This is a genomic window from Parabacteroides sp. 20_3 (genome assembly GCF_964238835.1).
Taxonomy (GTDB): Bacteria; Bacteroidota; Bacteroidia; order Bacteroidales; family Tannerellaceae; genus Parabacteroides; species Parabacteroides distasonis.
Genome location: NZ_CAXSNO010000002.1, coordinates 14,010 through 33,791 on the forward strand (window position 1 = coordinate 14,010; position 19,782 = coordinate 33,791).

The 19,782-nt window shown below is 50.2% G+C and carries 14 protein-coding genes; all 14 read right to left on the reverse strand.

What is annotated here, in order from left to right; translation table 11 throughout:
• Positions 1-64 precede the first annotated feature (64 nt).
• Complete coding sequence (locus ACESPU_RS03935; protein WP_227154344.1) at positions 65-1,075, reverse strand: BF2992 family fimbrillin-A clan protein; 1,011 nt, start codon at positions 1,073-1,075, stop codon at positions 65-67.
• A 17-nt stretch (positions 1,076-1,092) separates the two neighbouring features.
• On the reverse strand, positions 1,093-2,046 hold the full coding sequence (locus tag ACESPU_RS03940) for a fimbrillin family protein (protein ID WP_227154345.1): 954 nt from the start codon (positions 2,044-2,046) through the stop codon (positions 1,093-1,095).
• 30 nt (positions 2,047-2,076) lie between these two features.
• Positions 2,077-2,949: a fimbrillin family protein gene (locus ACESPU_RS03945; RefSeq protein ID WP_227154347.1), complete on the reverse strand. Its 873-nt coding sequence runs from the start codon at positions 2,947-2,949 to the stop codon at positions 2,077-2,079.
• 30 nt (positions 2,950-2,979) lie between these two features.
• Complete coding sequence (locus ACESPU_RS03950) at positions 2,980-3,876, reverse strand: fimbrillin family protein (RefSeq protein ID WP_373133141.1); 897 nt, start codon at positions 3,874-3,876, stop codon at positions 2,980-2,982.
• A 21-nt stretch (positions 3,877-3,897) separates the two neighbouring features.
• Positions 3,898-5,037 carry a fimbrillin family protein gene (locus tag ACESPU_RS03955; protein ID WP_227154355.1) on the reverse strand — a complete coding sequence of 380 codons (1,140 nt, stop codon included), beginning with the start codon at positions 5,035-5,037 and terminating at the stop codon, positions 3,898-3,900.
• Positions 5,038-5,053: 16 nt separating this feature from the next.
• Positions 5,054-6,157: a fimbrillin family protein gene (locus ACESPU_RS03960; RefSeq protein ID WP_158532594.1), complete on the reverse strand. Its 1,104-nt coding sequence runs from the start codon at positions 6,155-6,157 to the stop codon at positions 5,054-5,056.
• A gap of 152 nt (positions 6,158-6,309) precedes the next feature.
• Positions 6,310-7,536, reverse strand: a complete 1,227-nt coding sequence (locus tag ACESPU_RS03965) for a fimbrillin family protein (RefSeq protein ID WP_121772392.1) — start codon at positions 7,534-7,536, stop codon at positions 6,310-6,312.
• 49 nt (positions 7,537-7,585) lie between these two features.
• A complete protein-coding gene (locus tag ACESPU_RS03970) occupies positions 7,586-8,644 on the reverse strand; it encodes a fimbrillin family protein (protein WP_158532593.1) in 1,059 nt (352 codons plus the stop codon).
• A gap of 22 nt (positions 8,645-8,666) precedes the next feature.
• Positions 8,667-9,719: a hypothetical protein gene (locus ACESPU_RS03975; protein WP_373133142.1), complete on the reverse strand. Its 1,053-nt coding sequence runs from the start codon at positions 9,717-9,719 to the stop codon at positions 8,667-8,669.
• A 52-nt stretch (positions 9,720-9,771) separates the two neighbouring features.
• A complete protein-coding gene (locus tag ACESPU_RS03980; protein WP_158532591.1) occupies positions 9,772-11,460 on the reverse strand; it encodes a fimbrillin family protein in 1,689 nt (562 codons plus the stop codon).
• A gap of 170 nt (positions 11,461-11,630) precedes the next feature.
• The gene (locus tag ACESPU_RS03985) at positions 11,631-12,398 is read right to left on the reverse strand and encodes a DNA-binding domain-containing protein (protein ID WP_158532590.1); all 768 of its coding nucleotides are present in this window, start codon (positions 12,396-12,398) and stop codon (positions 11,631-11,633) included.
• A gap of 68 nt (positions 12,399-12,466) precedes the next feature.
• Positions 12,467-14,887: a DUF4906 domain-containing protein gene (locus tag ACESPU_RS03990; RefSeq protein ID WP_217804315.1), complete on the reverse strand. Its 2,421-nt coding sequence runs from the start codon at positions 14,885-14,887 to the stop codon at positions 12,467-12,469.
• 586 nt (positions 14,888-15,473) lie between these two features.
• On the reverse strand, positions 15,474-17,159 hold the full coding sequence (locus ACESPU_RS03995) for an AAA family ATPase (protein ID WP_146374709.1): 1,686 nt from the start codon (positions 17,157-17,159) through the stop codon (positions 15,474-15,476).
• A gap of 143 nt (positions 17,160-17,302) precedes the next feature.
• Positions 17,303-19,636 carry a DUF4906 domain-containing protein gene (locus tag ACESPU_RS04000; RefSeq protein WP_222435035.1) on the reverse strand — a complete coding sequence of 778 codons (2,334 nt, stop codon included), beginning with the start codon at positions 19,634-19,636 and terminating at the stop codon, positions 17,303-17,305.
• Between the last annotated feature and the right edge of the window lie 146 nt (positions 19,637-19,782).

Genomic DNA, 19,782 nt, shown 5'->3' on the forward strand with positions numbered 1-19,782 from the left:
ACTACATGCCCCTAGCAGCAAGCATAGTATACAAAATAAACTTATTCTCATTTTCAGTTCCTCCTTATTCCCCTCCAACGGGATCTGTCACATTTTTTATTTCCGTGAATTCCAATATGCCCAATGTCAGTTCTGTTTCTTTAAAATCCCCAAAGAACTTCAAGGTAAATTCAAAGCTATAGGACATACCGGGCAAGAAAGTCTTACGAGCGGTAGCATTGAATACAAAATGACCGGGCACAGATCCACCATTTCCATTTTTATCATAATCTACCGTTAAATCAATTACAAACTGTAATTCCGACCCGCTTAAAGGCAATACTATTTTACGTGGATCTGAGGTATGAGGCAGGCCTACAGCTACGGAATTATTGAAAGAGCTAAAATCCACTCCGTTGTTTTCATTCGCAACTCCATCCGAATACCATGCATTATCCCCTAGCCGATAAGTTCTTGAATCAGATAAGTTTTTCATCGTTATAAAGTTTACACGCAAGCCTTTTACAGTAACAGGAGATACACTAGCCGCTTTTACCGACACCTCTACTTGCGAGCAAAGCCGCGTGAACGGATTCGTCAAGGTAACCGACATCGTGTTTTGTCCCGCTTTCTGGGGCTGGACAGTTATATCGTTCATGAACGTATACATAAAATCTTGCCCATTTTGCACGGTCACCAGATTTCCATCACCCAATTCCGGCGCATTCTCTTCATTGTAGGAAATGAAATAAAGGTTATATACACCCCGATACAAAAATAGGGCCTTGCCCGATTGGGCGGTGACCTTTCCATCCGCACCCACCACATAAGTACCTTCCGCCGAAGGAGTACCAGTCTCACCAGTCCCAGTCTTAGTACCGGTCTCAGTCTTAGTCTCCACCTTGAAAGCATAGACTTTAATCAACGCTTTATCATTCAAGACTGAAACGGCCGCAGCCTTGGTTACATTCGCTTGATAAAGATCGAACTCCAAGGCAACCTTATCACCTTCCCCTTCTTCCCAAAAAGATTCCTTTTGGCAACCCACCAACGTGACCAAAAGCCATAGACTTACAAAACTTAATACATATCTCATATCTCCTCCCTTCTTATTTAAATACCCACACTCGTATTCTGATCCGTACTATTTTGCCAATCGTATACGGTTACGCCCTCGAATGTACCTTCCATCTTATCAATACGTATCTTATAGACATAATGATAACCCGCCAACCATTTCACCCCGCTTTCGGAAGAAATAGAGGCAGTCTCAAACTCACGTTCCACCCCGTCTACATCCACTGTCAAACGGAACGACAATACTTGCTCGGCAGCGTCCATCGGGGCTACGAGACAAGATATGTTCGGTTGCGTCAACGAGGTTTCCAATATTTTCGAACCGGTCAACTCTATCGAGGATGTCCCCGCTAGGCCATTCAGACGCCCTAGTTCCTCCCCTGTCCCGTTCAATCGCATGTCCGCCTTACCGATTTGCAGACGTCCGGTGTTACTACGTATATCTATTTTTTTCAGCGTTAAGATCTCATCGCTGGCATTCGCAGACTTATAGATATAGAAACTCACCTTTGTCAAGGCATGGAACAATTGAAGGCTGATTATCTTTGAGGTTTTGGAAGCCTGAACCGGCTTAGCATAAAGGTAATCGATCTGTTTACCATCGAATGTATCCGCATCCCGGACCGTGACCTCGACAGAGTACACGCCGGAGGAGGCTGTTACGTTAATGGCCTTACCTTCTTCTTCCGTAGGATAATAAGCATACACATCCGTAGCGGTACTACCCAGCAGTGGCGCGGATTCACATCCCCATGTTACTCCGGATTTGGAATACACCGGATTCACCCATGTATCACTGGAGTTCTTCAAATACAATTTCACGTTATCCACAGAGGTAGTCACTGCCTTCGTAACAGCGTCGTCAGCCAAAGAGACCGATCGCAGCTCAAGGGTGGAACCTGCCTCCACCTCCGGTATCCCGTCTGACTGGCAAGCTCCCAACAGGGAACAGAGGGCCAATCCCCAACCTAGATTATATAAATTTTTCATATTCTTCATTCTTTATAGATTTTAAATGGATCAAGTGGCGCTAACAGGATTGTCGGGAACCGTTGTCTCCTTAAACCCCATTACTTCCACGGAAGTCAATATCAATTCATCGGATGACGTGAAGTTATATACATAGTTCTTACTAGCCCCAAATGTGTATGCCGGCTGAGTAAATGTTTGTTGTGTAGCCTCTGGACTTGAAGCACCGTCAAGCGTACGGGAAACGCTTAGCTTGAAACTCATACTCGCTCCCGGTCTTAAGATACAGACGAAAGTATGCTTATCGCTAGCTACGGTATTATCCCCTGTATGCAACATCTCGATCGTTTCAGAAGAAGAAGCACCAGTCCGGATGCCATTGCCTGCCAAGGTAGCCGTCACATACTTATATTTTGTAGTAGTCCCCCCTGATGAGGCATAATTAATTGAGATCGTGATCTTCGCCGCTACCGGCATGAAGGTAAAGTTTACCTTGTTACTACTCAAGGTAACGTTAGCACCTTTCGCCTCCAGTTTATTGCTTTGCCAGAAATTCTGATATGATTTCTGGTCTTGCAGAATAAAGGTGAAAGCTGCCGGATATGAGGCCGAGAATGAAGAAGCCGTAGATGATCCGGAAACCGTCAACGATTTTCCCGCCGTTTTCGGAATCCACCCGTTCGTGGCATCCTTTCGGTAAGTCACGGTTTGGCTCCCGTCATTGATCTGTATCTCATCGTCCGTACTAAAGCTACTCTTATCATAGTTCGTAGCGTCGACGGCACGGGTAGACAGAGAAGAAACGATCTCCGCCGTCACCTCCAAGGGCTGTCCACCTTCCAGATCCACCTCTGAGGTACAGGCGGGGGCGAGCAATAGCAATAAGCCTCCGGACAGGTGGAGCATGGTTTGTCGTATATTCATAGTATAATGTATCATAATGCTATATAGTTGTTAAGTTAAATTTCCTCCAGCCATGATCTCATCCGTCCATTTGCCGATGGTACAACTTTCCGGGATCAGCATGTCGTTATGCAAGGTCAAATTATATGTATAGTGGTAACCGGTCCGCAAGGCACAACCCGTTAAGGTAGCCTTGTAGGTAACACCATCGCAAGTGAGAGAGACCGTTAGATCCGTAGCGGAGGTTCCCGCGCTACCACCTACAGCCCTTAGGATACCACACCATTCATATTTCCGGGATGCATCGCCCGGGTAAGGCCGATATAGCATGATCGTCTGGTTCGTAGATACAGCCGTACGTATCCCCGTCGCCGCTACCGTAACGGCATCATTGGCGATAGAGGTCTCACGCTTCACGGTAAACATCAAGGTCAACTTCGAATTGACGTGCGTAAAGGGCTTGCCGCTCGACGTAAAGTCCAACGTACCGTCGCTGGATGTGGCATCACCCGTTTTCAGCAGGTTACTGGCCAAATAAGCAGCGCTCGTGGTTTGAAACTGGTTGATGGCCGAGTAATCCGCCGGAAACTGCGCCGAATACGTAACGGCAGGCTCCAAGGTCACAGGCGAGGTTCCCACCACGGTCCATGCGGAAGTCCCGTCATACCGATAGCTGGCCGATTGGGAAGCCGCCGTCCCACTTGCCTTTTTTGTCCTTGTCACCTTTATCTGATCGCCGGAAAGGAAGGATGTCCTATCGAAACCATTATCCGAGCTAACCGCCTCGCCGCTTTTGGTAACAGGGCTGATCTCGGCAAGTACCGTCACCGGGATTCCCTCCGGAGCGGAAAGCCCCGTCTCTATCCCGTTCGTGCAACCGGAGAGAGCCAGCGCCATGTTTAAGGCTCCCATCCATGCTAAACTGAGGTTCATGTAATTCATATTCATATTTTTCTTTTTATGCCGTAATTAATAGCCGCCGGGCTTAACGTCTCCCGTTCCTGCTGAACCGCTCTCCATCCAAGGGACGATATTGGCGTTCACCGTAATCGCTCGGTTGGATAAGGTTATTTGTATTTTGTGGGTATGTCCTCTTTTCCAAGTGATCTGACTTAGGTTGGCGGATAACGTCCGGTCATCCGTAGTGCCATCCCGCTTGCCGACCACTACCGTAAGGGTCATGTCAGTCGATACCAAAGGAGCCACCAGCCCATAGCCTACCTCCACCGGAACACCCGCGGCACCGCAAAGTATGGCGGTGGTTTTACTCGACGCATCGTTTTTAGGGGTAAAAGTGAGTTCGGCGACCGTTGTTCCTCCACCAAGCGCTCCATCCGCGATCTGCATCGTTCCCGTGCCGGTAGTGAACGCATTGGGGGATGTCTTCAACGTTATCTTCTTCACGTAATCATAGGTCGTATTCACGGAACGTCCCGTGGCGGATTGCATCGTGAAGGAAAGGCGGGCCAGCGCATGTTGCAGGTAGATTTCCGGCTGATAAGTATCGCTTGAGGGGGAACCGCCGGACGGCGTGGTATTACTGGCCGTAATAGCGGTAGCCTCTCCTACCGTGTTGCTGGCGGAACCGTACATATAATCGGTAGCGTCAGAATCCCATCCCTTGCCGCCATAGAAATTCTGGTGAACGGGAAGGGTGGTCGCTATAGTATGCGTCGTGGTAGTCGTTGATTTTGTCAAGATGGCGTTCGCCGGGCTATAGGCATAGATCCGGGCCTTTACACTCGATAAATTCACAGTGGGATCGCCTACCCAATCGTTTCCGCCGCTACCTACCGACTGATAGGTGAAGGTGGAAAGGCCAGCATTTCCCGCCGTACCAACCCCGCCATAGGGAGTATAGCCGTCCTCTGCTTTAGTAACGAAAAGTTTTACCGCGTTAATCCTTCCCTCACCCTCCGTCGTGGAGGTTCCGCTTATGATGGAGCGGGTCTCGACACCGCTCATGTGGAATACGGGTTGTAAGAATGCCCCTGTCGTGTCTTCCGGCAAGGAGTCGTCGGAGGAGCAGCCGGATAAGAGCGCCAGTATCGCCAACAGGCCTACACCGAGGTGTAGCGGACGTGCGTTTTTGTAAATATCCTGTATCATAGGTCGTATAGTTTTTTTAGATAGTCGTACTTGTATTGTCGGATGATTCATTCGTCCACCCTACCACATTGAAGCCGTCCAGCTTAAGGCCGGTACCGTGGATGGAGATGGTGTATGTATATTTATTTCCGGCGGACCATTCGCCACCGTCGGTAATGGTGTCTAGTTTCATTTCCTTGCCATCTACTACGACGGTCAAGGTAGCGGCGGTAACATTTGCAGTGCCGGAGGGGAATGGTACGCCGTAATTGATGAACTCGATTCCGTCTGTGGTAGCGGCAACGGTTACGCCGCCATTTACCGTGTACTCGTACTTTACCGGTGTACCCGCCTTCGCTCCGGTTAGGTTGCCGAGGGCTCCGTCCTTTAGGCTCATGGTGGTGGTACCATTCGTTTGTAGTGTCGGGATGGGGCGACTATAGGTTATTTTTGTTAGGTTGCAAGGACCGACGTAGTCCGTGTGTTTCTTGAACTTTAGGCTTACCAAGCAAAAGGCATGCTTAAGGCCGAGGTTTATCTTCTCGCCTTTTGGATCGGAGGCTCTGTGGCCGTTATCGGCTATGGGTTGAGTTGTTACAAAGGTATTCGTGGAAGTGTTATAGGCTACACCATACATATAATCGTTACCGGGAACTGTGAAATCCAAGGAGGAGGCATTCGTTACCGTATTCGAATAGGCTATGGCAGTGGCTCGTACCGGGATGGTATAGACCGGGGAAGAGGCATTTCCGGCCGCGGTTATCGTAGTGGCATCCGTGACTGGATAGCAAGAGTAGACTATGGCTTGCTGGGTGCTTAGCCAGATCGTTTGATCCTTACCGTTTATCGTAGCGGGTTTTAAGGAACCCTCTTGGAGGGTGTATTGGCCGTATGTACCATGGGGGGATGTGCCGTAATGGTTTTCACTTGCCACGTTATTTACGGCGTATAAGCCGATGGCCTTTATATCGCCGGATGTGGCAGTGGCCTTGGTGAGGGCTACGCTGGCGATCTGCGGGGACAGGGCGACAGGGGTATCCGGATCAACCGGGGGTACGATGGGGTCTTCGCCATCCTCGCCGCCGCAGGCGAAAAGGGAAAGCGATACTGTTGTTAATAATAGGTATCTATACGGTTTCATATTTATCGTTGTTTATATTGTTCGTTTATTTGCCACCCGGTTTTATTATTTGCCACCCGGTCTGATTGTTACTACACGGGTTTCGTATTCCGTGTTTCGTGTTTTGTTGTAGAGACGGGGCACGCCCCGTCTCTACAACCCTAGACTGTAGGTTAATTAACTTTCAAATCATCATTGCCGGTTCCTGTGCCCCAATCGGCTACGGTTACGGTGCCTATGGATAATTCCTTACCGCTAAGTTTTACGGTATAGATGTTTTCTTTCCCCTGCTCCCAAGTAACTCCTGTCGCATTATCAGCTAACGCTACCTCATAATCCGCTCCATCAATCGTAAAGATGGCTTTGGTATTATTTAGGGCTTGGTTAGTTATCGGCAAAGCCAAGATGCTGAATCGGTATGAAGCCCCTTTAGCTGCATTATCGTCTGATAAACCAGAGTCTCCTTTCTTTTTCAAGGTATAAGTAGCGCCAGTAGCAAACTCACGGATATAAGATCCCGTTGTCAAGGAACTATTATTAGCCAAGGTTCCCTTATCAATATTCATCGTAGCAAGAGGATTGCTATTACCGCTTACCTTTTGATTAGGTACATCCTTCAACTGTATCTTCGATAGCACACCTTTATTCTTATAAGTTCCATCATTGTAAATGCGGAAACTAACCAAAGTCAAGGCATGCTTCATGGTTAGATCAACAGAGGCATCTATAGAGGTTTCCTTTTTCGTGTTGCTGGCAGTTATCCAATTCGTCTCAGAGCTACCTTGGTCCGCCCACATATAATCGATTTCACCTTTCGCTGAATTAATCTTTGCCTTATTGGTATTTGTCGTTTCAGAGTTGTCTATTAATGTCGAGGGATAATCCCTATGCGCATCATCAGTCTCTCCCAAAAAGACCGTTACCGGGATCGTGGAGTTATCCGTAGCGGTATTATCAGATAATACTAGAGCTGTGGTTGTGGCTAACTCTTGATTTGTTCCGGGCTGATAAGCCGGATAATAAGCGTATATCTTTGCCACTTCGGAGGTCAGATAGATCTTTTTATCTCCGCTTTTCCAACCTGCGGTTCCTGTCGTCGAATAAGTATATAATGCGTAATTATTGCTTTTCGCATTCGTATAAGGATCTTCACCCGATACGACTGTCCCCTTTAAGCGTGCGTACACCGCCACGCTTTTCATGACATCATCTTTGCTAGCGTTAGCTTGGGTACCCGAATTTATCACGCTTTTCGTAAGCGTCACCCCCGCCGTAATCCCCAGCTCTACGGCATCCGGCTGGTTGGAAGGGAGGATGGAGGGGATATTGTCCTCGTTGCTACAGGCAGCCAAGAAGAAGGGAGAAAGAAAGAGTAGTTTATAGTTTATCAGTTTTCTCATGATTACTTTTTTTGATTCGTTCTATTAATTGTTCAATTCGTTTAGTCAGTCAGTGGATCAAGTCTAGGTTACCATCGACATACGAGGGAGTCCATTCGGCTACCTCCACGGAGGAGATACCTAAAGAGGCATCGTAGATATCCAACGTGATCACGTGAGAGAAACCGGGCTTGAAATTATCCTCAGATATTTCATCACCCAACTTCACGGATACGTCGGTAAAGGTACCGATCGAAGTCTCGACCGTTATTTTCACATTGCCCGGATCGGGTGTAGGCGGCAGATACAGGCAGCCCAGATCGATGGGACCGACATTTGATGCCCCTACCGTGGCGTTGCCGGCAGGCTCAAGGATCACTTCCGAGGAACCGGAGAAGACAGCCTCGCCCGTAGCCAGCGGAACATTTACCGCCGTAGGTATGCTTTTCACGATAATCTTGTTCACCTTCACCTCCAGTCCTCCGGCATCATGCTTCTTTGCCTTGAATACCAGCTGGGTAAGCAAGTGGGCGTAATTCAATGAGCGATTCGCCTCGACCCCGGCGACGGTATTGCCCGTAAAACGGTTGCCATCCCACTTATTACCCGCCAAGGGGCCGGCGTACATCAAGTCCATATGCCCGTCAAGGGTATAGCTTACGGTACCCTCGGTGGCATCGTACGAGTTATCGCCCGCCACGGGAGATACGCCGACCAGATACACGTTCGCTCCCATGCGGGGATAATGGTGCTTACGAGAGGCATCCCATGAGATACTCCCGCCTACCGCCACATCAGCCGTCCGCTCTACCCATTCCTCGTAGAATACGGCATCGGCCCAACTTGTGGTCACGTCGGATACGGGGGTGGAGAAACGATCGGCAAGACTCGTATAGTCGGGAACACCTGTGATGGCGTCGAGACGGGTCACGCAAAAGAGGGTGGTCTTGAACGCCTCCGCCTCTCCCACTTCCGCTTTCGTGCTTATGGACGTGTCCGGGTACGTCGCCCGAAGCTCGATCGGAGGATCGGCGGAAGGTATCTCACCTCCCGCCTCACCATTGTCCGAGCAAGCGGCCAACGATCCCATGACTATCATCGACAATATGTATATAGAGAGTTGTCTCATGATGGTTGAGGGATATTTGGGATTATTTCAAGTCAACGGTTCCGCCGTTACCCTGTTTCCATTCGTTGACAGTGGCTTTCACTTCCAGTGCCTTCACATTATCTCCTGTAGGTTTGTCTGGCTCGGTAATGTTCAACGTAACCGTATGGGCATAGCCTTCTTGGGCATTCAACTTTTCACCTGCATTCTTTGAGTCCATCACCGGGACATTCAAGAAGGTACGATCCGTACCGCCTACGTTGATCGTTACGTTCAGCTTGATATCATTAGACGGAGCGAGCATCACTGCCGGGCTAATCGTAGAAGCTGTCGTGGAAAGGGTGGTTGTCGTGATATTGGGAACAGAGAAATCGGAGGCAGTAGCCCAATTCACGTCACCATTTGTCAGGTTCACGGATTGGGGCAATTGCGTGCCCAAAACCTTGATGCTCTTGATGGATACGTCCTTTCCGGCCCATTCTCCTTTGTTATCAGCCACACTAGTGTAACTAGCGGCGAAAACCAATTGGGTGGTCTTGTGGGAAAACGTCAACTTACATCCCTCCTGACTTGGTAACGCTGCTGTTCCGGCATCTTGATCCGTACCGATCGTCATGACATCCTGCAATCCGTCTACCTTACCGAAAACTACTTTTGAGGACTCGATTGTTCCGGAAGGAACGACCGCCGTGATATGGGAGTTTTTAGGACTCGCCTGCGCATTATCATAATACAAGGTGGGAGTCAAGGTAATATCCGTCTCTTTCCCAGCTGTAAATACAGCGCCGGCTACGTTGGCACGAGTTTTCAATACCTTTGTACTCGCATCGATCTCATTCTTGTAAACCGGATTAAAACTAGCCCAATCATGCGCCGGATGTCCTTCTCCGGTCGCCACGTCCACCATCACCACGATACCTTCCACCTGCGATCCGCTCGTGATCGGGGCTTTAGTCGTGAGACCTTCCACGCTTTGTGTCAATTTGATCGCTACCGGAGCGTTCGCCGTACCCAAATCGGGAGTAATCACATCCTTGTCGTTCGAGCAGCTTGCCGCTAACAGGGCCACAGCCGCCATTGTCAAAATCTTTTTCATTCGTCTTGTAATTTTAAAGTATTAATAAAAAATATGAATTAAATAATCTGGTCTATAAATCGGCGTTGCCGCCATTGCCCGGTTTCCACGGGGTGACGGTTGCCGTTATCTTTACTTGGTACTCCTCGAAGGGGTCCGGTTCCTTGGGTTCCTCGGGAGTATCGGGGTCGTCCGGTTCATCCGGATCAACGGGTATCTCAAGCGAGATCTCGATATCGTAAGCCCCTCCACTCTCGTTGCCCTCGCCGCCGAACGAGACGGGGAGATCCTTGAAATCCTGCCCGGAGGCGGGATCACCTTCCGGTGCGAGCGTCATGTCAAGCGTCAAGGAGGCCTTGGGCTGCACCAGCACGAATCCGGGGAGCGTCACTACGCCATCCACCACGGGGATACCATTCCCGTCATCGGAAGAATAGATGATCACCGAGCTGGTCTCCCCGACCGGGACCACCTCTCCATCCGACAAGGACACCTTAGCTACCGAGGCTAGCCCGTTCAGCTTGACGGCATGTACGCTATACCCGTCCGGCGCTCCCTTGACACGTAGGCGGAAGCTGAGTTGCGTCAGCAGGTGCTTATGGATCAAGGGCGTTTCCGTAGCGTCGAAACGGCGGGACAGGGAGCCGCTCCGCTCATCGGTCAGCATCAAGTCTTCCTGCCCCGTCAGCTCGTACCGTACCTCGCCGTTCACGTGGGGGGCGGCGGGGTGATAGCTGCGGATGAAAAGCGCGGAGCCGTCCGTGGGATAATAATGTTCCGGGTCCAAGAGGATATCGCCCTCCGTGGCCGTCCCCGTCCAATGCTCCGTGTAATCGCCGGCGGAAGTGCCTACGGCGATGGATACGGGCGTGGAGTCGAAAACGTCCACGGCGGCACGGGTCTGGATACCGGTGTAAAGGCGGATCGGGACGGCGGGGCTTACCTTCAAGGAGAGATCCAGCGTATCACGGCCCGAGGACATGGCCTCATGCAGGCTCGCGGTCAGGTTCTCCTTGTAGCTGAAACGCTCGCCGCCGGCGGTCTCGAACGAGAGCGTGCAGACGTTGCTCCGGTCCGAGCCGTCCTGCGTCACCGTACCCAAGATACCCGCCACGGCTTGGTAAACGCCCGCTACGCCCGTAGCCGAGGCACGGAAATCAAGGTCGAGCACACCCACTCCTGTCGCTATCCGGTCGGACAAGCGCACCGACGAGGCTATCCCGTCCAAACGGCCCTCCACCTTCGCCCCGCCGAAGCCTTTCCCCGCGTCGATGGTAAGGCGCAAGATCCGGCGGATATCCTTGGGGGTCGATGAGATCGCGGTCTCATCGCCATCGGTCACCTTAATCCCCGTCACGCTCTCCACGTAAAGAGGGCTATCCAGCGATACCAGCAGGCTGTCGCTTCCCGAGGGAAGGGCGGCGGCATAGGCTTTCCCCAGATTCTCCGTATCGCCCAACCGGACCTCGGCGGGGTCGGCGCCGGCGATCAGCAGAGCGTACTCCCCCACCACGAGCCGTTCGCTCCACGACCACGTAGACGGCGTTCCGGCGGGCTCTTCCTTCCCCGCCACGCGGGAACCATCCGCCTTATAAGTGAAAACGGCCAAGGGAGTATCGCCTGTATGTCGCACGGATACCCGCAACAATCCCTCGCCGGAACCGGGAACGGGTGGTTCCGGATCGTCCTTACCGCAAGCTCCCAAGACGAGTAAGCCGAGTAATAAAAAAGCTGTTTTTTCCGATAAATGTCTTAATCTCATATACTAGTTTATCTATAGTTTTTCCTTTCCCTCTGTACGGGCCGGTTCCCTGCCGTCGGGGAGGGTCTCTCCCTAGCGTTAGGGATGATGCCTCCCCAGCGTTAGGGACGATGCCTCCCTAGTGTTAGGGATGATGTCTCCCCTGTGCTAGGGATGATACCTCCCCCGGATCAAATCTCATCCGGGCTCTCGGAGTCGCCTCCCCCGGCGCCCACGGTGAGCGGCAGCTTGTACTCGATCGTGCGGGGAGACTTGAGCAAGGTGACGCCTTTCGAGAACTGCGTCACGATGCGTAGCTTGTACTTGCCGTCGGTCAAGGCCGGTACGCGGGCGATGATACGGCTGGGGTCGTTTTGCGTGAGGCGGCGGGTCACGGGCGTAACCTTCTCGCCGTCTTCCGACACGAAAAAGATACCTACCGAGCTGTCCGCCCCGTTAATACGGATACGGTCGCCCTCAATCAGTATGTCCTCGTTCGGGGTGATAGAGCCGTTGGACAATCCCGTGAAGGTATCGGTCACCATGCCGATGCGCCCCACCTCGGACTTGGCTCCTAGAACCTCCACGCCCACCTTGCTCAATGCGTCACGCATCTCGGCGGAGGGCACGATATCGAGCGTCAGCTTATGGATAGCGGGATCGAACTTCGCCGTCTCGCCTCCCCAAGGGCCCGTGATACGAGGCGTGTACTGGCACACCTCGGTGAGTAGGCTGTAGCCCATCATGATATGCTCCCGCACGATGCGGTCGCGTTGCTTGATGATAGAGAGCAAGGTGTCATACTTGATCTCGGAGCCTTCCTTGATGATGGCGTTGGCTATATTCTCGTTGTGCAGGGTGTCCTTTTGGGTCAATACCTCCGCTACGTAGTCGTTGTCGTCATCCTTGGTTAACAAATTCGGCCGAAGCCATACTTTCCAGTAATACTCGTTTGCCATGATTGGTTTGTTTTTAAGTTGTTTATAATTCGTAATGTGTGATCTTATTTGTTTGTATTCTTTACATGTCAGTTTGCTTGCACGCAACGGACAGCGAAACCGTAAGCCTTGCCACTCACGGTCGCTGAAGGGGTCGAGGTCAAGTTGTATTTAAATTCAATGTACCAGCCATATTCATTATAATAATCTTTTCGTGAATTCGCCCCAAATAAGGAGAAACTTGGAGCTAGACCTCCATTAAACGAACAGGGGGTTCCATCAATATTACGCTCGGGGTCCCTTAAAAGACCGGTACTTATTTCACGCATCCTGAAAAAGGGGAACCATGCGTAATCCCCTTGCGGTGTCTCATATTTTATTCCATTCATGATATGGAAGGAATTCTTGTTGACAGCGATCCCTGTCGTTTTCCAGTCGGAGTTTACTAACATTTGAAACTTGTTAGTACCCCACGAAAAACCACTCCAGATATTTTTCATTGCCGTATCATCGAAATCCGGGACTCTCCATCCGGCCGGGCATGGATCGTACAGGGCCTTCGCCGTAGGTCCCCACGAGCCATCGGCCGCCTTATAGCCTATATGGAATTTTGATGGATTCCGGATGGTATTTTCCAAACTGTTACTATTCACCTTTTCAAGATCAATAATCTCCCCATCCCCGTTAAACATCAATCCCTTGTCATCCCTTCCGCCATCGGCGGAGCCTGGCATCGGGTCTTTACGACCCCATTGATAAATGTTGCCGTAAGCACGAGCGGATTCCAAGGGGTTTGTCGTAGACCACGTATTGCGAAGGGCTCCCAAATTGCGATCCATGATTACCTTGCCGAAGAAAGCTCCGGACGTGGCATCAGTCCAGGCGTCTCCGGCGTACGTATGTACCGTGCCCCCGGCGCTAGCGCTCTTGGCCGTCCGGATAGCCTCTTCCCTGTTCGCCGCCGTGATCGTTCCCGACAGGCGTGCCGGCACGTAATCCGTGATCCATAGATGCCAGCTCCAGAGGATCGTGGTACCATCCGCAGCGTACGCCGCGATCACGGCGTTGCCGCCTTGCGTGACCGGCACCCTCACGTGGACAAGGGCATTTGCCCTATCGCCGATATTCGTATAGTTCACCAGATTCTGATGGTTATAGCTACCCGCCTCATTGCTGACGGCGTAACCCATCACCAAATCACCCGAGGTTCCGGCGTCCTTGCTCTGCCACAAGACACGGACGCTACCGATCGTCTTATCGGACAGGTAGGTGTTGTCGCCACCCGAACCCGCCTCGTGCTTATAGGGGTTGAAGCAGATGTTCGTACCGGGACGCATCATGAAGCAGTTCGATGTCTGGACGAGGTTCGTGCTGATCACAGGAGTCTGGTCCAGCAATTGGATACGGGGATCGCCGCGGTAGTCGGTGTTCCGGATATTTATCGTATAGTTGTAGTTCGTGCTCTCCAAAAGGTTGAAATCCGACACGTCGTTCCCTCCCAGATAGGCCCGGTAGTACATACGTTCCAACCCGTCTTTGCTGTCCACCACGAGCTCCATATAGGTAGCAGAGGCATGGGCGTACTCTTTCGTACGGTAATACTCGGAGGTCACGCTACGGGACTTGCCTTTCGCGTTGGCGGGCATCCAAGTGGTTAACGAGCCTTCGTTTTTGGCATCGGCACCTTTCAAGCGGTACAAGTCCTTGTATTCCACCGTGGAGATCGGGTAAAGATCGCCCTCGAAGCGAAAGTCGGTCTCCGTCGGGGACATAAGATAATAGACAGTGGGCACTTGGCAGAGTTTTACCTCCTTCAAGGTATAGTCGGTACGCAATCCCTCGGCGAACTTCCAGTTCACCGTGAGACGCACGGCGAGGCGCTTCAAAAGGATACGGGCATCGCTACCGTCCGCACTTTGGATGACGATCTTGCCCTCATTCGTCACGTTCACGTTCTTCAAGAGGATGAAGTAAGGCATGGCGTTAATGTCGTTGGTACCACCATCCCCTATCCCATTGATGGTGGAGGCATCGGCAAGCCTTCCTTGAAGGTCGCTCCAGCTAAGGCTGCCGGAAAATTCGGATATGGCGTTCGAGGAGCCACGGGCCACGATGATAAGCTGGCAGTTCTCGCAAGCAACCAAGTCTACGGTCAATGTTGAGCCAGTGGCTTGGCTGACTGTAGGGGTTAGCTTCTTGAAATTCCTGTTGGAATCATACTGCAAGATCTGCAAGTTATGGAGTTGGTCCGGCTTGGCACTGGCCAAGGCATCCGCCTTTGTCCGGACAGCGGCAGGCACCAGACGAACGTCGAAGGCCCCGTTATTCCTCGCCCCTACGCTCTTCGTCCCGGATGATCCGGCATTCAGTGACGCCGCATCCACCTCGTCGGCGATACCCACGCACAAGGATACCTCCACCGTCTTGCCTCCACCCGTAGACGGGCAGGGTGAATCGAGACGATCCTCACAACTTGACATTCCTAACATCGATACTATTGACATCATCATCAATACTGCTTTTTGTAATTTTACACCTATTTCCTCCATAACTGCACGTGCTTTTTCACTACTACATTTCACATATTTTTACTTGAAAGCACCTGTCTCTTTCTTACGCAGAAAGAGACAATAAAGAGAAATCGCTCTTTATCCGCTGTTTTTCAATACCTTGGAAATGTTAATAGGACAAGGCACGTCACGCTTGACGGCTCGCTATTGTTTGTCTTTTTTAATTTTGACAAAAGATTTAAGCACTCTCCTTGCCTTTATCAGCTATTTGAGCTACTTTTACACCCGAAAACGGATATTTACCCGTCATTCTGAAAGTTGTCTCTTTCTGCGTAAGAAAGAGACAACTTTTTTTCTCTCATCCCTTCATTCTCAATATCTTCCATTTTATTTCCTTTTTTACATTTTCATTCATTTCGCTTTTTGTCTCTTTACAAATCACTACTCATTTAACATTTCGGACTTACTGTCCGGAAAGGCACGCACGAAACCGCACGATACCCGACGGGGGTACCGTGTAACTTCACGCATGCGACAACAATTATATCATCGCATGACGGGATTAATAAGGATAAGGAGTGTTATTTTACTCGGTGGTCTTCACCCACACACGTTTGCCATCGAACGTGATCGCCATTTTGAGAATGTCTCGCACCCCAGCCGCATGGAGCGTGGCGGCGTATTGCTTCTTCTCGATCTGCGCCAAGGCGGAATCAAGCACCTTGTCCACAGACTCGTCAAACATAGGGTCGTACACTTTCAACTCCATGATAAAACCCCTGCCACCAAGGTCACGGGGACGAAGAAGGATGTCGTAACGGCCCAAACCCGACTCACGGTTACTGCTCACCTCGTACGCACCGTGACTTATCAGCATTCCCAACAAGAACGCCTGATAGACCTTTTCCGGCTCACGCCCGTTCGTGTCGTAATAGGAGAGCGTATTCACGACGAAGTCATTCAATAGCCGCTGGAAGATATTCATCTCGTTCTCGTCCAAAGCCTGCAGCATCATCTCCAAGCGGTCGTTCTTCACCGGGCCGTCGTTGATCCAGCCCCGGATGATCGTAGAAAAAACCGTGGAAACCTCCGTGTTCGGCACCCCCAAGGTGTACGACATCAAGTGATCCGGGGTCATCGTACCGTCCGACGCTTTCAGATAGCCGCTGAACAGCATGAAAGACCAGATGTTGGACGCGCTAGACAACAAGTCCGGGAAAGCCAGCTTGTCGTTGATCACGCTACACAGACTACCGCCTTGGACAAGCGTCTCGATTCCCTTCCGTACTTGGGAGGGGCCCTCCGCTATCAAATGACGAAGCAACACGTCTGAGCCCGTGTTCACCCAGTAAGGGGCAAAGACACCACCTTTATTTATATAGTTCAATACAGACCATGGATTATAGACCACCTCATTCCCGAACAGGTAACCGTTATACCAGTGCTTGACCTCTGACTTCTGATCACCCAACGAGTATGAGTCGAGCAGCGTGTCGACATCCACTTGCGTGAAGCCAAACGCCGTACACATCGGACGATCCAGCAAGGTATCCACGTCGATATTGTTCAGCCCGCTAAAGATCGACTCCTTGCTTACACGGAGGATACCCGTGATAACACCACGGAAGATAGACGTATTATCCTTGAAGACCATCGACATGAAGTTGCGCATGAAGACGATCATCCGATCATAAAAGCCCTTGTCGAAAGCCACATGGATCGGAGTATCATACTCATCGAGCAATACCAGAGGGGGCATGCCCCAATGGAGCGTCAACAGCTCGGATAGCAAGCGGATCGAACCCTCTAATTGTCCCCGGGAAGCCTTGCCCTCATAAAGTGCCATAAAGTCATCCAAGTAATTAGGCCGCATCTTGGGAGAATCGAGCAAGTAAGCATGGCGAGTAAACTCGTTTTTCAACTCATAGCCTATTCTGACCAACGTGTCCTCGAACGTATCCGCCTTGCAGTCCTTCAACGTCAACATGATCACAGGGTATTGACCTTGATGCCTGTCAAAACCCTTCCACTCCCGGATACACTTGCCGTCGAACAACGGACGGAACACGTTACCATCCGTCTTCTCGAAGAAGTACCGCAGCATCGAAAGGTTCAGCGTCTTGCCGAAGCGACGCGGACGGGGAAGAAGCGTGATCAAAGCGCCTTCTTCTATTATCTGACGGATAAAATCGGTCTTATCCACATAATAATAGCCCTCATCTATCATTTTCTTGTAATCGCTGATGCCGATCGGTATTCTTCTCGTTTCCATAAGTATCACTATTTTGAGTTGTGAATACAAATATAACAATTTATATGACAACAGCGATTATCACTTTTCCTTATTAATCTCATCATGTCAAAGAACGTTTCCCCCAGCGTTTGCGGTAAGGCACGAGGGGAAGCCTTATGATCTTATCGATCTTGAATACATCGGAGCGGATGCGCGTCACGAGTAGCCCAGGCACCCGAGATATTACGCTTGCCAGACATAGCATAACTTACTTTATTGGGTAAAATAAAAGACAGCGCATATCCATGCCTCCCATTATCACCCCCTCCCTTAGCCTCTCTACACCATAAATTACCCATTCCTCCGATGAAATCGAAAGAATTCGCATATTGCTGATATCCTGTAAAACGAATATAAGTGCTACGACCAGAGGCTTGATTCTCGAAATAAAAGACAGCGCCTCCATCTCCTTCCAAACTCGAGTTAGCCAAATTCATTGTCTCGATATTCTCTGATTCCGTATAGGATTGACTGGTAAAAAAAGACTGGTAATTAACCTTACTAGCCACACGCCATCCTGCCGGACATGGATCGTATTCCGTCTTATTACCTTCAGAGCTGTTCCACAATACATCAGAGCTTTCACTGCACCAGCTATCAGCAGCTGCGCTAGCTGTTACAGTCGGGTTTTGAAAAGCTGCCCGAATTTTATATTGAGCTGATACAGACTTTCTGATAAAGTAAGAGACACCATCCGGCTGATATAGATTCAACATACCCGGAGTAAGTTTATCACTATTGACTTTGATAGATGTCGGAGATTTTGAGGAATAGGTACTCGGAAACGGGTCCTTCCTTCCCCATTGATAATGAAAACCATTTGTCTTGGAACGCTCCAATTTGTCAGAAGGAGCGATCGTATAACCAGCCATCGCACCTAAATTTCTATCCATCATAGGATATTGTGTTTTATTTCCATAAGTGTATTTCTGGACTCGCTTATTCTCATCATCCACGGATTCGTTCGCCGTAGCGGAAGGACTATAATCCGTTACCCAGATATGCCAGCTCCAAAGGATATTGCCCGTCCCGTTATCACCATCGTAAGCGGCTATCATACCGCTACCTCCCACCGTATTCGTGGCGACACGACAATAGATACGGGCGTCAGTCAAACTTTCACCATTCTTTAGTTCCACGATATTCGTATGGTCGTCTTCCGTGGTTTGCGGGGCATATTTAGTCACGACACCTAAAACTGGGTCTCCCAAGTCACCATCCTCCAAGGTCTGCCACAATACTTTCACGGACTTTATCGGGGAAGAGAGCGTAGAACCGGAAAGACCGCACCAACCTCGTAATAGCGTATTATCCTTAGAAACGCCATTAACATAATAGGTATAGGGATTGAAGCAGAAGGCACCACCCGGGACAACCATGAAGCAGTTCGCCGTCGGGACTAGGTTGTTGTTATTCTCTGATGCCAAGATTGGGTCGATTATCGTGATACGTTTATCGTCTACCGGAAGTGATGTATGATCCATCGTTACCTTATATATATAGTTCGTATTATCACGTAAACTAAAATCCTTACTGGAGTTACCTCCCAAATAGACCCGATAGTTCAGTTTCTTTTTATTATCGGTCTTATGCTGGGAGATAAAAGTCGCATAGGCGCTTCCTTTGGGGGCGTTCGCTTTCGTACGGTAATAGTCGGAGGTAGCGTTCGCACTCTCCTCACGTACCACCGCCGGGGCCCAACAGGTGTATTGGCCCTTGTTTGTCACATTTGATACCTGTATCGTCCTATACTGGTCTAATGGGGATGGGTATGAGTCCTTATTGTCCGGTAATAATTTATACTCTACGGGAATACTTTGAAGCATGACCTGTCTCAAATCGTAACCGGTATTATCGGGTAGATTCTCCCATGCCACCGTAAGCCGGGTAGCCAAGCGGCGCAAGAGGATACGAATATCCGAGCCCTCGGGACTCTCAATCCGGCCATCTTCCGTTACGTTCACATAAGGTAAATGAAGAATATAGGGCATCGCATTAACGCCGCCTTCCGTTGTTATTCCTTCAATCGTGGAGGCAGGCGCTGTCGTACCTTGAACGGAGGAAAGACTTTTATCCTTTAAGGAGCCAACCGTATAATTAGAACTACCATAACCACGTGCTATGATCAATAATTGGCAATCGTCCATGGCTGTTAAGGTTACACTGAAAGAAGAACCGATAGCCACATCCCCAAGACTTGCTCCTTTTCCCGCCACAAAGCTACCACTCCGGTCATATTGCCAAACTTCCAAGCCATATAACTTATCTGGTCTGGCAGTAGCCAACGGATCATCCGGAACCATGATCGTTTTGGTCCCACCAACCGCGTCTTCCTCATCGGCGAGTCCCACGCATAAGGATACCTCTACCGCCTTGCCTCCACCCGTAGACGGGCGGGGTGAATCGAGACGATCCTCACAACTTGACACTCCTGACATTGATACTATTGACATCATGATCAATACTGCTTTTTGTAATTTTATTCCTATGACCTCCATACCTGCACGTGCTTTTTCACTACTACATTTCACATTTTTTTACTTGAAAGTACCTGTCTCTTTCTTACGCAGAAAGAGACAATAAACGCTCCTATCCGCTGTTT

What these genes read in the sequence shown, in the direction of transcription:
- ACESPU_RS03935 (WP_227154344.1), bottom strand. Translation starts at nt 1,075, where the DNA reads ATGAGATATGTATTAAGTTTTGTAAGTCTATGGCTTTTGGTCACGTTG.
- ACESPU_RS03940 (WP_227154345.1), bottom strand. Translation starts at nt 2,046, where the DNA reads ATGAAAAATTTATATAATCTAGGTTGGGGATTGGCCCTCTGTTCCCTG.
- ACESPU_RS03945 (WP_227154347.1), bottom strand. Translation starts at nt 2,949, where the DNA reads ATGAATATACGACAAACCATGCTCCACCTGTCCGGAGGCTTATTGCTA.
- ACESPU_RS03950 (WP_373133141.1), bottom strand. Translation starts at nt 3,876, where the DNA reads ATGAATATGAATTACATGAACCTCAGTTTAGCATGGATGGGAGCCTTA.
- ACESPU_RS03955 (WP_227154355.1), bottom strand. Translation starts at nt 5,037, where the DNA reads ATGATACAGGATATTTACAAAAACGCACGTCCGCTACACCTCGGTGTA.
- ACESPU_RS03960 (WP_158532594.1), bottom strand. Translation starts at nt 6,157, where the DNA reads ATGAAACCGTATAGATACCTATTATTAACAACAGTATCGCTTTCCCTT.
- ACESPU_RS03965 (WP_121772392.1), bottom strand. Translation starts at nt 7,536, where the DNA reads ATGAGAAAACTGATAAACTATAAACTACTCTTTCTTTCTCCCTTCTTC.
- ACESPU_RS03970 (WP_158532593.1), bottom strand. Translation starts at nt 8,644, where the DNA reads ATGAGACAACTCTCTATATACATATTGTCGATGATAGTCATGGGATCG.
- ACESPU_RS03975 (WP_373133142.1), bottom strand. Translation starts at nt 9,719, where the DNA reads ATGAAAAAGATTTTGACAATGGCGGCTGTGGCCCTGTTAGCGGCAAGC.
- ACESPU_RS03980 (WP_158532591.1), bottom strand. Translation starts at nt 11,460, where the DNA reads ATGAGATTAAGACATTTATCGGAAAAAACAGCTTTTTTATTACTCGGC.
- ACESPU_RS03985 (WP_158532590.1), bottom strand. Translation starts at nt 12,398, where the DNA reads ATGGCAAACGAGTATTACTGGAAAGTATGGCTTCGGCCGAATTTGTTA.
- ACESPU_RS03990 (WP_217804315.1), bottom strand. Translation starts at nt 14,887, where the DNA reads ATGATGATGTCAATAGTATCGATGTTAGGAATGTCAAGTTGTGAGGAT.
- ACESPU_RS03995 (WP_146374709.1), bottom strand. Translation starts at nt 17,159, where the DNA reads ATGGAAACGAGAAGAATACCGATCGGCATCAGCGATTACAAGAAAATG.
- ACESPU_RS04000 (WP_222435035.1), bottom strand. Translation starts at nt 19,636, where the DNA reads ATGATGTCAATAGTATCAATGTCAGGAGTGTCAAGTTGTGAGGATCGT.